This window comes from Nocardia sp. NPDC050435 (assembly GCF_040655395.1).
Taxonomy (GTDB): domain Bacteria; phylum Actinomycetota; class Actinomycetes; order Mycobacteriales; family Mycobacteriaceae; genus Nocardia.
The window spans coordinates 169,697-181,984 of record NZ_JBFAJW010000001.1 but is presented as its reverse complement, the minus strand read 5'-3'; the positions used below and the strand labels follow the sequence as shown (position 1 = coordinate 181,984).

Sequence of the window (12,288 nt, the reverse complement as noted above, 5' to 3'; positions counted from 1 at the left end):
GCCAGCATGGAGGGCACCGAAACCAGCAGCGACAGTGGAGGTCCGTGATGACCACCGTGCACAGTGACCGCAGCATCGAAGTCCGGAACCCGGCCGACGGGACGGTGGTCGGCGAAGTCGCCGACCAGGACCGCACCGCCGTCGGCACCGCGGTCGAGTCCTTACGCGCCGCCCAGCCCGCCTGGGCCGAACTCGGTCCCGCCGGACGCGCGAAATGGCTGCTGCGCTGGCAGGACTGGCTGATCGACAACGCCGGGCGGCTCACCGAGGTGGTGCGCTCGGAGACGGGCAAGCCCCGCGCCACCGCCGAGATCGAAGCGCCCGCCGCGGTGGACCTGATGAAGTACTGGGCCCGCAACGCCGAGCGCTTCCTGGCCGACGATCACCCGAAGCCGCACAACCTGCTCGGCAAGACCAAGCGGCTCACCACGTGCTATCGCCCGTACCCGGTGGTCGGCGTCATCACGCCGTGGAACTTCCCGTTGCTCAATCCGTTCTTCGACGCGCTGCCCGCGCTCATGGCCGGGGCAGCCGTGCTGGTCAAACCCTCCGAGATCACCCCGCTCAGCGCCGTCGAGATCGGCCGCGGCTGGGCCGAAATCGGTGCGCCCGCGGTGTTCTCGGTGGTCACCGGCGGCGGCGACACCGGGCGCGCGGTGGTGGACACCGCCGACTACATCCAGTTCACCGGCTCCACCGCCACCGGCCGCAAGATCGCCGCCGCGTGCGGGGAGCGACTCGTGCCGTGCAGCCTCGAACTCGGCGGCAAGGATCCCGCCCTCGTGCTCGCCGACGCCGATCTCGAGCGCGCCGCCAACGGCATCGCCTACGGTGCCATGTTCAACGCGGGCCAGGTCTGCATCTCGGTCGAGCGCGTCTACGTCGAGGAACCGGTCTACGACGAGTTCGTCACCAAGCTGACCGAACGCGTCGCGGCGCTGCGTCAGGGCGACGACGCCCAGCCCTATACCGCCGACATCGGCGCGATGGCGACCGCCGCGCAACGCGACATCGTGCAGCGTCACGTCGAGGAGGCACTCGCCGCCGGGGCACGCGCCACCGTCGGCGGAAAGCCCACGGGCACCGGCACTTTCTTCGAACCGACCGTGCTGGTCGACGTCGACCACACCATGTCCTGCCTCACCGAGGAGACCTTCGGGCCGACCATCCCGGTGGTGCGGGTCGCCGACGAGGACGAGGCGGTCCGCCTGGCCAACGACTCCGCCTACGGGCTCTCGGCCACGGTGTGGACCGGGGACAAGCAGCGCGGCGAGCGGGTGGCGCGACGGCTGGAGGCCGGGGCGGTCAACGTCAACGACGCGTTCGCCAACCTGTTCAGTTTCGCGCTGCCCATGGGCGGCTGGAAGGACTCCGGCATCGGCACCCGCTGGGGCGGCGCGGCCGGGATTCGCAAATACTGCCGTCAGCAGGCGATCACGGTGCCGCGACTGCCCACACAGCAGGCCGAGGTCACCTGGTTCCCGGCCTCGAAGCTCAAGTCGCGCGCGGTGATCGCGCTGCTGCAGGGCATGGCGGCGCGGGGCCGGCGGCGAATCACCGGATTGCGCCCCTGATCCGACGCGCCGGCCGGTGCTGTGAGGATGGCAGGGTCACTTCGAGCAGGAAGCAGCACATGACAGTCGACTACGAGACGGTGGACCGGGTCGCGGTGATCCGGTTGAACCGGCCCGGCAAACGCAATGCCTTCGACGCGGCCCTGACCGCGGGCCTGGATCGCGCCCTCAACGAATTCGAGGACGACCCGGAGATCTGGGCCGCGGTGCTGACCGGTGTCGGGCGCGGCTTCTCGGCGGGCACCGACCTGGCCGCCGGATCCGGCGGGCAGACCGAGCGCGGCGGCGAGTACGGCGTGATCCGCCGCCGCCGCGGCAAGCCGCTGATCGCGGCCGTGGAGGGCTTCGCCTTCGGCGGCGGCATGGAGGTGGTGCTGGCCTGCGATCTCGTGGTCGCCGCCCGCGACGCCGAGTTCGGGCTGCCGGAGGTGCGCCGGGGCGTCATCGCCACCTGCGGCGGCCTGTTCCGGACCCAGCGCGCGCTGCCGCTGAACGTCGCCAAGCAGATGCTGCTCACCGGCGACCCGCTCGCCGCCGAGCGCGCCTACCAGCTGGGTTTCGTCAACACCGTGGCCGAGACGGGCACCGCGCTGAAGGTCGCCACCGAACTGGCCCACCGGATCTGCCGCAATGCCCCGATCTCGGTGCGCGAGACCCTCACGGCGATGGAGCACGCGCACGCCGCCGCCGACGAAACCGCTTGGCGCAGTACCGAACAGGCGATGCTGACAACCCTCGCCTCGGCCGACACCCAGGAGGGGATCGCGGCGTTCCTGGAACGCCGGGAGCCGCGCTGGACCGGACGCTGAACATCCCTGATTCGCGCCCCGGCCCGGGCGAACGCCTCTACCGTAGGCAGCGCCGAGAAACTGTTCGCCCCGCCCGCGGACCGCGCTCCCCGGGCTTGGAGGAGGAGCACGCATGCCGCAGGATCTGCCTGCCGCCGACGACCTCGTCGACGTGGTCGCCGCGTACCTCAGCGAGCACGCGCGCGGCCCCGGTGGTCCGGCCGCCGCGCGGCTGCTGCGGATGGCGCGCGGGCTGCCGGTCGGGCGCCTGCCGGTGCTGCGCACCGTCGCGCGCTACCTGAGCGACCAGCCCGAAACACCCGAAAACCGCCTGGCGGCCGACCTTTTGCGCATCGCCGCCCGCGAGATCGATATGGGCCCGGGCATCCGGCGTGGCGACGCCCACCGCCTGCGCCGTCTCCTCGGAACAGACGGCTCCTACCCCGAGCTGGTACAACAACTGGCGCACCGGTTGCGTGACCCCGCTCCCCTGCCGGATTGGGAGCGCACCCTCGCGTACCTGCGGGCCGCCGCCGCCGAACGACTCCGTATCGCCGATCCCGACCACACGCGCACCGAAGGCTGAATTGTCCACCGACACAGCAGTACTAGCCCGAGACCTCGCCGAGATCCTGGCCCGCGACCTGCCCGGGCCGCTGACCGTGTCCGACCTGCGGCTGCTGCCGGAGCCGCCCGCGGCGGCGCTGCTCTCGGGCGGCGCGGCGGGCGAGAGCTGGTCCTTCGACGTCCGCGACGCCGGCGCGACGGTGCACCCGCTGCTGCTGCGCCGCGACTACCCCGACGGCCGGACCCGCAATCCCGATCTGCTCGCCGGGCGCAAGGACGCCCTGGACCGCGCGAGCGAATTCGCCCTGCTGCGCCGGCTGTACGCGGCCGGAGCGGCCGTCCCCCGTCCGGTCGCCGTGCCGCGCCCCGACGACGCGCTCCGGGACTGCTACCTCGTCGCGCGGCCCGAGGGCGAGATCACCTCCGCGCACGAGCTGCGCACCGTTCGGCAGGTGGCGGCGGAGCTGGCGCGCATCCATTCCTTCACCGTCGCCGAGGTGCCCTTCTTCCCGCAGCGCCCGCTCGCGGATCGCCTCGAGCTGGTGCGCGAACTGCTCGACATCGGCGGGCCGCCGCGCCCCGCGCTGGAAGCCGGGCTGCGCTGGTGCCGCGACCGGCTCCCCGCGCTCGGTGAACGACCGATGTGCCTGGTGCACGGCGACTTTCGACCCGGCAACTTTGTCATCGGCCCGGACGGATTGCAGGCCGTCCTCGGGTGGGAACGCGCCCATCTCGGCGATCCGGCCTTCGATCTCGGCCATGCCTGCCTGCCGTCCTGGCACCGCGGCTCGGCGGAGTTCCGCGCCGATTTCCTCGCGGCCTACCACGCCGCCGGCGGCGCCCCGGTGGAGGAACGGGACGTGCATTTCGGCTCGGTGCTGAGCACCCTGATCACCGGCGGTATCGTGCTCAGCCGCACCATCGGCTTCCGGTCCGGCGCGGAGCGCACCGTCGAGTCCGCCGCCGTCGGCCGGCGGATCGCGGTGCTGGAATACGACCTGCTGGCTCTGCTGGACACCTGAGCGGGCACAGCCCGGAGAGGAACGACCGTGCCGGACGATCCGTTCGACGCCCGCCCGCCCACCAGCCACGAGCGGCAATCCGGTCTGCCGTGGGACGCCTCCTACCGGAACGGCCCGGCCCCGTGGGAGATCGACGGCCCGCAACCGGCCGTCGTGCGCCTGGCGGCGGCGGGCGGCGTCACCGGTTCGGTGCTCGACGCCGGCTGCGGAAGCGGCGCGAACGCCCTGCACCTCGCCGCGCTCGGCCTGCCCGTGCTGGGGGTCGACGTGGCCGAGACCGCCCTGGCACGCGCCCGCGCAGCCGCCGCCGCGCTCGGCGTGGACGCCGAGTTCACCACCGCCGACGCACTGCACCTGGAGCGCCTGCACCGCCGCTTCGACACCGTGCTGGACTCCGGCCTGTTCCACACCTTCGACGCCGGCGAACGCCTCGCCTACGCCGCGAGCCTCGCGGCGGTCACCGAACCCGGTGGCACGGTATACATCCTGTGCTTCAGCGACGACGGCCCCGACGCCGGTCCGCATCCGGTTCGGCGGGCCGACTTCGCAGCGGCGTTCGGAGCGGGCTGGCGCATCGCCGGCATCGCGCCGGATCGCATCCACACCCGCTATCACGAGCACGGCGCCCCGGCCTGGCTCGCCACCGTGGCGCGAACCGGCTAGCCACGCCCCGACATCCGCGGTGACCGGGCCGCAGGAGCCGGGCTCGACACCCGCGCCCGCGGCTCCCGGCGCCTATACCAGCTCGGGCACCCGTCGCGCGGCACGGTGGGAGCGCGCGCGGAACTCCTGCGGCGGACAGCCTTTCCAGCGCCGGAAGGCGCGGATGAACGAGGCCGCTTCGGCGTAGCCGAGGCGGGCCGCGACCTGTTCGGTGGTCATGTCGGTGTGGGTGAGCAGTTCCTCGGACAGCATCTGGCGGACCTCGTCGAGCAGGGCTCGGAAGGAGGTGCCCTCCTCGCTGAGCCGGCGTGACAGCGTGCGGGCGCTCATGAAGAGGCCGGCGGCGACGGTGGCCTGATCCGGGATCTCGCCCGGGTTCCGGATCAGCTGGTCACGGACCGAGCCCGCCACCCCGGTGCGCGCCCGGCGGCGGGCCAGCAGATCGCGGCACAGTTGTTCGCAGGCCACGCGCGCCCGGTCGCTGGCCCGCGGCAGCGGCAGGTCCAGGTAGGCGGCGTCGAAGGCGACGAGGTCGGCGGACGCGGCGAAGGCCGGATCGATGCCGAAAACGGCGCGGTGGCGCGCGGTATCCGGCGGTGGGGCGTGCCGGAAGGTGACGCGCTGCAGCGGGACCGCGATCGAGAACAGCTCCTTGCCGACGGCCTGGATGCCGGCCAGTGCCCGCTCCACCAGGAAGGCGCGGACGTCCTCGGGAATCTGGCTGCCGTCCAGCAGGATTCGGCCCTCACCGTGGCGTTCGGCGAAGCTCAGCCGGCCGCAGGCGAGCGCCGGATCCAGGTGCCGCAGCAGCACATCGATCACCTCGCGCAGCGTCCGGCTGGACAGCAGCGCCAGCCCCCAGGGGCCGTCGAGCGAAACGCGATAGCGCGCACCGGCTTCCGCACCCAGCCCCGGTTCGCCGCCGAGCCGGGCCAGCACATTGCGCAGCACGTGGATTTCGGTGCGCGCGGAGATCTGCGCGTCTGGGTCAATCTCCGCCCCGGTGCCGAGCGCGGTGCCTGCGACGCAGTCCGCGGCCGGCATGCCGCGCTCCTCGGCCAGCCGGATGAGTTGGTGAACGCTCGCGATGCCGCGCCGATTTTCCCAGTCGAACATAGGGTGCTGGTCCTCAAAGCTACATTGTTGTTTGGCGAAAGGTATCAATCGACCAGCGGATCAGTGCACAGATTTCCGAAATGTTGTTACTCGCCATAACACGTGCGTGCCCGGTCTGTCCCACCGGGACAACGCTGCCGGACCGGTCGCCCGCACCGAGGGCGACAACGTCTGGGACAGGGTAAACCCCGTGCGTATCAGCGCGGTTCGGCAAGCAGCAACTCGATGGCGGCCAGGATCCGGTCCACCCCGAATCGCTCCGGATCATCGAGCACACAGCGTGCCAAGGCCTGCAGACAACCCTGCACGATCTCCACCAGCACATCCAGGTCGACCTGATCCGCACCGGCCGGGCGCGGGGCCAGCCAGTCCGCCAGCAGCTGCCGCATCGGATCACGGAATTCGTTGCGCGCCTTGCGAATATGGTCCCGCAGCAGCGGCGGCACGCCGTCGATCGGGAAGTAGACCAGCCGCCAGGTGTCGGGCATCGTCCGCACATCGTCCAGGAACCGGCCCAGCGCCGTGATGAGCACTTGCTCGGTGGCGCAACCGGGTTCCGGATCGGCGAGCAGCGCGCGGGCGATCGCCGCGCGCATCCGATCGGTCTCCCGCTCGATCAGCGCCGTCAGCAGCTCGTCCCGATTGCCGAAGGAGTCGTAGACGACCGGGCGGGTGACGCCGCCGTGCTCGGCGACCGCGGCGATGGTGACCTGGGTGAACCCCTCGGTGGCGACGATGCGCAGCGCGGTGTCCAGCAGCTGCTCGCGCCGATCGGCGGGCAGCAACCGCTTGGCGTAGCGCCGCCGGGCCGGGCCGGGGTCGGTCCGAATTCTGGCCATGCTCAGCTCTTTCCGACGCCGGCCGCGGCGACGGCGCGACGGGTCAGCCAGTGCAGCGTGGTCGCCACCGCGTCCCGGCGCGCCGACCCGCCCTCGGCCAGCACCAGCCGCGCCGCGGTCTCGGACGCGCTGATCACCGCGTAGCTGAACACCTCGGCGTCGATCTCGCGCTCGCCCAGGGCCGCCACCAGCTCGAGCACCGCCCGGACGCGCACGCGCAGCGCGTCCCGGCCGCCGGCCACGCGCTCGTGGGCCGCGTGCGGCATGCCCTCGCCCGGCATCAGCACGAATCGCCAGGTCTCGGGCGCCGCCAGCACGACGTCGAGGAACATGTCGGCGGCGCGCAGCGCCACCCCGGTGGGGTCGGTGCCGGGCTCGATCTCGGGCAGCGCGGCCGCGGCCATGAGCAGGGCGCGCTGCTCCTCGCGATCGAGCAGGGCGTCGAAAAGACTGTCACGATCACCGAACTCGGCGTAGACGGCGGGGCGCGTCAGGCCGGCGGCACGCGCGATCGCGTGCATGCTCACGCTGGCGTAGCCGTCCCGGACGATGAGTTCGCGTGTCGCGTCGAGGATGTGCTCGCGTCGCGTGGACGACACCCTCTCCTCCATCTCGGTCGGTCGTCTTCTCGAAATCCCCGGTTTGCTGGACCCGTCGGGCCAGTGTACGCAACCGGCGGCCCACACTCGGAAATCTGCCGAATTCGGTGCGCTGTTCCCCGGTTCGGACCCGAAATTGACGTCGTTGTTTTACGGTATGTCCGGTACCGGCTCCCCCGCGCCCGACCGGGCCGGCAGGGATCACACCGCGATGCACAGCCCCGTCGGCATTGCGGCGCAAGGCATTCGGCGACATCCGCGGTCCGGGTCCGCCGTGCGGCCGGAACCGGCACGGCGCGCTGTGCGCGGCGGGGGTGAGGGAGGGTTCATGAGCGGCGGCCCGGCGGCCCCGGACGACACGGCGACGGCGCTGCGCATCGTTCGCCAGAATGTCACCGGCACAGCGGTTTCCAGTATCCGCACCTTCGGGCGCGCGGTCGACCTCGGTCTCGAATCGGTGCGCGGCGGGCTCGCCGACCTGATCGGGATGCGGTTCCAGTGGCACGAAATGCTGCGCCAGGCTTGGTATCTCGTCACCGTGACCGCGATTCCGGCGATCCTGATGGCGGTCCCGTTCGGCGTGGTCGTCTCGGTGCAGGTCGGCAACCTCATCCACCAGCTCGGCGCCGACTCCATGATCGGCGCCGCCGGCGGGCTCGGGGTGATCCAGCAGGGCGCGCCGATCGCCACGGGCCTGCTGCTCGGCGGCGCGGGCGCCTCCGCCATCGCCGCCGACCTCGGTGCGCGCACCGTGCGCGAGGAGATCGACGCGCTGCGCACCATGGGCATCTCGCCGGTGCACCGGCTGGTGATTCCGCGGGTCGCGGCCATGCTGCTGGTGGCGCCGCTGCTCAATATCCTCATCGTCTTCGTCGGCGTCGTCTCGGGGTACGCGGTCGCGATCAGCGCGCAGAACGTGACGCCGGGCAGCTACTGGGCGGCCTTCGGCTCCTTCGCCGTGGTGGCCGATGTCTGGATCTCCCTCGCCAAGGCCGTGCTCTTCGGATTCCTGGTGGTGATCGTCGCGTGCCAGCGCGGGCTGGAGGCCAAGGGCGGGCCGCGCGGAGTCGCCGACGGCGTGAACGCCGCCGTCGTCATCTCGGTGGCCTCGATCATCGTGGTGAACCTGGTGATCACCCAGGTGGTCACCATGTTCATGCCACTGCGGGTGGCGTGATGGCCACGCCGTACGCGCCCCGGGGCCTGCGCTGGGCCTACCGCGTCGCGCGGCACCCGGATCGGCTGCTGCGCCCGGTCGAGAACACCGGATTCCTGCTCGGGTTCGTCTTCCAGGCGCTGTGGGCGATCCCGCTGACGTTGCGCCGGTACCGATCCCAGACCATGCGCATGATCACGGACATGACCTGGGGTCGCGGGTCGGTGATCGTCGGCGGCGGCACCGTGCCGATGCTGATCGTGCTCGGCATCGCCATGGGCGCGGGCGTCGGCATCCAGTCCTTCGCCGCGCTCGACCTGATCGGCCTGGGTCCGGTCACCGGCGTGGTGTCGGCGTTCGCCAACACCCGCGAGCTGGCGCCGATCGCCGCGGCGATCGGCTTCGCCGCCCAGGCCGGCTGCCGGATGACCGCCGAGATCGGCTCGATGCGCATCTCCGAGGAGATCGACGCCATCGAATCGCTGGGCCTGCGCTCGATCCCGTTCGTGGTGACCACGCGGGTGATCGCGGGCGCGATCGCCATCGTGCCGACGTTCCTGATCGCGCTGGTGCTGTCCTATCTGGCCTGCTCGACGGTGATCGTGCTGCTGCACGGGCAGGCGGGCGGGGTCTACGACCACTACTTCTTCCAGTTCACCAGCGGCTACGACGTGCTCGCCGCGGTGGTGAAGATCCTGGTCTTCGGCGTGGCCGTGATCCTGATCCATTGCTACTACGGGTTTTTCGCCGCCGGTGGACCCGAGGGCGTCGGCATCGCCTCCGGCCGGGCCGTGCGGGCCAGCTTCGTCGCGATCATCGGCCTGGACATGCTGCTCACCCTCGCGCTGTGGGGCATCAATTCCGCCATCGAGTTCCCGGGGTGAGCACATGCCGAACTATTCGATTCCCGGTGTGAGCATGGGGCGGCGGGGCGCCCGCGCGGTCGGCGCGCTGGCGCTGGTCGTGACCGCGGTCGCCGCGCTGACCTGGCGGGCCGGGCTGGACGAGCGGCCCGCCGACCGGCTGCGCGTGCAGGTGCGTACCGAAGAGATCGGCCAGGGCGTCGTCCCCGGGACCCGGGTGCGGCTGGACGGTGTGGTGGTCGGCGAGGTCGCCGAGATCGCCCCGGCCGGCCTGGGACAGCAGCTGATCAGCCTCGAACTGGACCGGGCCCAGACCGCCTCGCTCACCGACGCGCTCAGCGTCGACTACGCCCCCGAGAACCTGTTCGGCATCAGCGCGGTGACCCTGCGCGCCGCGTCCGGCGGCGCGCCGCTGACCGAAGGCACGGTCGTGGATCTGTCCGGGGCGCGGGCCGCCGAGGTCGACGACGTCACGATGGGCGCGCTGCTGCAGGAGCTCACCGCGACCTCCACCGACGTGCTCACGCCACAGCTGAGTGAGCTGATCCACCGGTTCAGCGGCCAATTGCGTTCCTTCACACCGTTGTTCGAGGCCGTCATCGCGCTGAGCACCGCGGTCGCCGACACCCAGCGCTATCGCACGGACTATCTGCTCGACCAGTACGCGGCCTTCTTCGCCGGCGTCGGCGACTTCAGCGGGGCCACGTTCCGGCTCGTGAACTCCGTGATGAACATCGAGATCTTCGTCAACGATCGGGCGCGCTACGACGCCACCATCGCCATGGTCACCGAGGGCGCGTTTCCCGCGATCGGGCGGGTCGGTGCGGCCGCCGAGCAGTATCTGACCGGCTACGCCGCCGCGTTGACGCCGGTCGTGGCGGCACTGGCGGCGACGGTGTCCGATCCGCGGCGGTCCCAGGTCGAGATGGACGAATTGATCACACGCCTGAACAGCATGTTCGTACAGACACCGGACGGTCCGGCGCTCACCATGGACCTCACGCTGCGCGCGCTGCCCGGGCTGGCGGTTCCGCTGCTCGGGCAGCAGCGCTACACCGAGCTGGGAGGGGAGCGATGAAAACCCTGTCACTGCGGGCCATCCTGGTCCGGCTGACGCTGTTCACCGCGGTCGTGCTCGCGCTGCTGCTGGTGATCGTCAACGCGATCAGCCGCCCGATCGAGGGCGAGACCGCGAGCTACAGCGCCGAATTCACCGATGCCAGCGGCCTGAAGACGGGCGACGACGTGCGCATGTTCGGCGTCGGCGTGGGCAAGGTGTCGGCCATCGAGCTGCGAGGCGATCGGGCCCGGGTGCGCTTCACGGTGCGCTCGGAGCGGCCCCTCTACGACAGCAGCGTGCCGGCGATCCGCTACCAGACCCTCACCGGCCAGCGCTACGTCGACATCCGCCAGCCCGACGCCCCCGGCCCGCTGCTGCCCGCCGGCGCCACCATCGGCGTCGCCGATACCGTGCCCTCCTTCGATATCACCCAGCTGTTCAACGGATTACAACCGGTGATCCAGGAGTTCTCCCCCGGCGCGCTCAATCAGTTCACCGAAAGCATGGTCGCGGTCATCGAGGGCAACGGCGCGGGCATCGGCCCGGCCCTGGATTCGATCGAGAAGCTCAGCCGCTACACCACCGACCGGCAGGCGGTGATCTCCACCATCGTGGCGAATCTGCACGCCATCTCCACCCAGATCGGCGGCAAGTCACCGCATCTGGTGACGCTGCTGCGCGGCATCGCCGAGGTGTTCACCGCCTTTCGCGCCAAGCTGGACGGCCTGCTCGATTTCGCCGCGGTCGCACCCACCGCGCTGGGCCCGCTGAACCGCCTGATGGCGACGCTGGGTTTCACCGAATCCGCGAATCCCGATCTCTACACCGACCTGATGCTGCTGTTCCCCGATCCGCAGGCCGCCGCCGACGCCATCGGCAAGCTCCCTGGTCTGCTCCAGGCCCTGAGCAACCTGCTGCCGCCGGCCCAGCCCGGCCAGGTCAGCCTGACCTGCTCCAGGGGCGCCGCCGAGCTCCCCCAGGTGCTTTCGGTCCTGGTCGCCGGTCAGCGGGTGGCGATATGCAACGGATGATCGCGGGCGTGCTGGAGCGCCTGCTGCCGCACACGCCCGATCGGCACGAAGCGGCCAAGAATCGCTGGGAATTCCGGCTCGGCATGCTCGGCGCGGCCTTCGTCGCGCTGCTCCTGCTGGCCACCGCCGTCATCTACGTGCTGCCGCTGGGCAAGACGACCTACACCGCGGAACTCGCCGAGGCGCAATCGATCCGCACCGGCGCGCAGGTGCGAGTGGCCGGCATCACCGTCGGGTCGGTCACCGAGCTGGAGCTGCTGCCGGATCGGGTGCGGATGCGCTTCACCGTCGATCGCGAGGTCTTCCTCGGCGCGGATACCCGCCTCGAGATCCGCATGCTCACCGCCGTCGGCGGGCACTATCTCGCGGTGCTCCCCGCCGGGCAGAAGCCCCTGGGTTCCGCGTTGATCCCGCCCAGCCGGGTGCGTCTGCCCTACAGCCTGGTGCAGACCTTGCAGGACGCCGCCACGCCGGTCGCCGAGGTCGACGGCGAGGTCCTGCGCCGCAATTTCGCCGCCCTGCAGGATTCCCTCGCCGACAGCCCCGACGCGCTGCGCCGGATGGGCACGGCGGCACAGAGTTTCGTGACCATTCTGGAACGGCAGAACCAGGATGTCTCCCGGGCCCTGACCGTGATGGACGAGTACCTGAGCACCATCGACGCCAACAAGTCCCTGCTGGGCACCTTCGTGCGGGAACTCGGCACGGTGATGGTGCTCGGCCTGAACAAGCGCTCGGAGATCGAGGTGGCACTGACCATCGCGGCGCAACTGCTCTCCCGCATCGCGGCGCTGGAGCCGTCCTATCGCGACATCCTGCAACCGATGACGATTAAGCTGCGCGAGCTGCTCCCGCAGCTGCGCGAGCTCAGCGTGCAACTGGACGCGGCGCTGCCGACCTGGCGCGAGCTGCGCGAACGGCTCGTGGCGGCAACCACGTCCGAGGAGGGGCTGGTCATCGATCACTCCATGCTCGCCGTGTGCGTGCCGGTGCCGGGGCGGGGGTGCTGA

Annotated in this window: 13 protein-coding genes; 10 read left to right on the top strand and 3 right to left on the bottom strand. The window is 71.2% G+C overall.

The features are described 5' to 3' along the window. The first annotated feature begins 47 nt into the window (after positions 1-47). The 5 genes from AB0I43_RS00850 (at position 48) to AB0I43_RS00830 (ending at position 4,614) form a co-directional block, all read left to right on the top strand. The gene (locus AB0I43_RS00850; RefSeq protein ID WP_356977371.1) at positions 48-1,574 is read left to right on the top strand and encodes an aldehyde dehydrogenase family protein; all 1,527 of its coding nucleotides are present in this window, start codon (positions 48-50) and stop codon (positions 1,572-1,574) included. Between the two features lie 59 nt (positions 1,575-1,633). After that, complete coding sequence (locus tag AB0I43_RS00845; RefSeq protein WP_356977373.1) at positions 1,634-2,383, top strand: enoyl-CoA hydratase-related protein; 750 nt, start codon at positions 1,634-1,636, stop codon at positions 2,381-2,383. Positions 2,384-2,495: 112 nt separating this feature from the next. After that, positions 2,496-2,948, top strand: a complete 453-nt coding sequence (locus AB0I43_RS00840; protein WP_356977375.1) for a DUF6285 domain-containing protein — start codon at positions 2,496-2,498, stop codon at positions 2,946-2,948. Between the two features lies 1 nt (position 2,949). Continuing rightward, positions 2,950-3,951: a phosphotransferase family protein gene (locus tag AB0I43_RS00835; RefSeq protein ID WP_356977377.1), complete on the top strand. Its 1,002-nt coding sequence runs from the start codon at positions 2,950-2,952 to the stop codon at positions 3,949-3,951. Between the two features lie 27 nt (positions 3,952-3,978). Next, positions 3,979-4,614, top strand: a complete 636-nt coding sequence (locus AB0I43_RS00830) for a class I SAM-dependent methyltransferase (RefSeq protein ID WP_356977379.1) — start codon at positions 3,979-3,981, stop codon at positions 4,612-4,614. A 72-nt stretch (positions 4,615-4,686) separates the two neighbouring features. On the opposite strand, the gene AB0I43_RS00825 is transcribed toward AB0I43_RS00830, so the two are convergent. From AB0I43_RS00825 to AB0I43_RS00815, 3 genes are all read right to left on the bottom strand, one after another. Then, the gene (locus AB0I43_RS00825) at positions 4,687-5,730 is read right to left on the bottom strand and encodes an AraC family transcriptional regulator (protein ID WP_356977380.1); all 1,044 of its coding nucleotides are present in this window, start codon (positions 5,728-5,730) and stop codon (positions 4,687-4,689) included. Positions 5,731-5,927: 197 nt separating this feature from the next. Continuing rightward, the gene (locus AB0I43_RS00820) at positions 5,928-6,569 is read right to left on the bottom strand and encodes a TetR/AcrR family transcriptional regulator (RefSeq protein ID WP_356977381.1); all 642 of its coding nucleotides are present in this window, start codon (positions 6,567-6,569) and stop codon (positions 5,928-5,930) included. A gap of 2 nt (positions 6,570-6,571) precedes the next feature. After that, a complete protein-coding gene (locus AB0I43_RS00815) occupies positions 6,572-7,168 on the bottom strand; it encodes a helix-turn-helix domain-containing protein (RefSeq protein ID WP_356977382.1) in 597 nt (198 codons plus the stop codon). A 328-nt stretch (positions 7,169-7,496) separates the two neighbouring features. Here AB0I43_RS00815 and AB0I43_RS00810 point away from each other — a divergent pair, with 328 nt between their 5' ends. Genes AB0I43_RS00810 through AB0I43_RS00790 form a run of 5 tightly spaced genes read left to right on the top strand, consistent with a single transcriptional unit; the run spans position 7,497 to position 12,288 of the window. Then, positions 7,497-8,345 carry an ABC transporter permease gene (locus AB0I43_RS00810; protein WP_356977383.1) on the top strand — a complete coding sequence of 283 codons (849 nt, stop codon included), beginning with the start codon at positions 7,497-7,499 and terminating at the stop codon, positions 8,343-8,345. Further along, complete coding sequence (locus AB0I43_RS00805; RefSeq protein ID WP_356977384.1) at positions 8,342-9,208, top strand: ABC transporter permease; 867 nt, start codon at positions 8,342-8,344, stop codon at positions 9,206-9,208. Before AB0I43_RS00810 ends, AB0I43_RS00805 begins: the two co-directional genes overlap by 4 nt. 4 nt (positions 9,209-9,212) lie before the next feature. Further along, positions 9,213-10,265, top strand: a complete 1,053-nt coding sequence (locus AB0I43_RS00800) for a mammalian cell entry protein (protein WP_356977385.1) — start codon at positions 9,213-9,215, stop codon at positions 10,263-10,265. After that, complete coding sequence (locus AB0I43_RS00795) at positions 10,262-11,278, top strand: MCE family protein (protein WP_356977386.1); 1,017 nt, start codon at positions 10,262-10,264, stop codon at positions 11,276-11,278. The genes AB0I43_RS00800 and AB0I43_RS00795 overlap by 4 nt, the downstream gene beginning before the upstream one ends. Next, positions 11,266-12,288 (top strand): MlaD family protein, encoded by a 1,023-nt coding sequence (locus AB0I43_RS00790; protein WP_356977387.1) that lies wholly within the window; start codon positions 11,266-11,268, stop codon positions 12,286-12,288. The genes AB0I43_RS00795 and AB0I43_RS00790 overlap by 13 nt, the downstream gene beginning before the upstream one ends.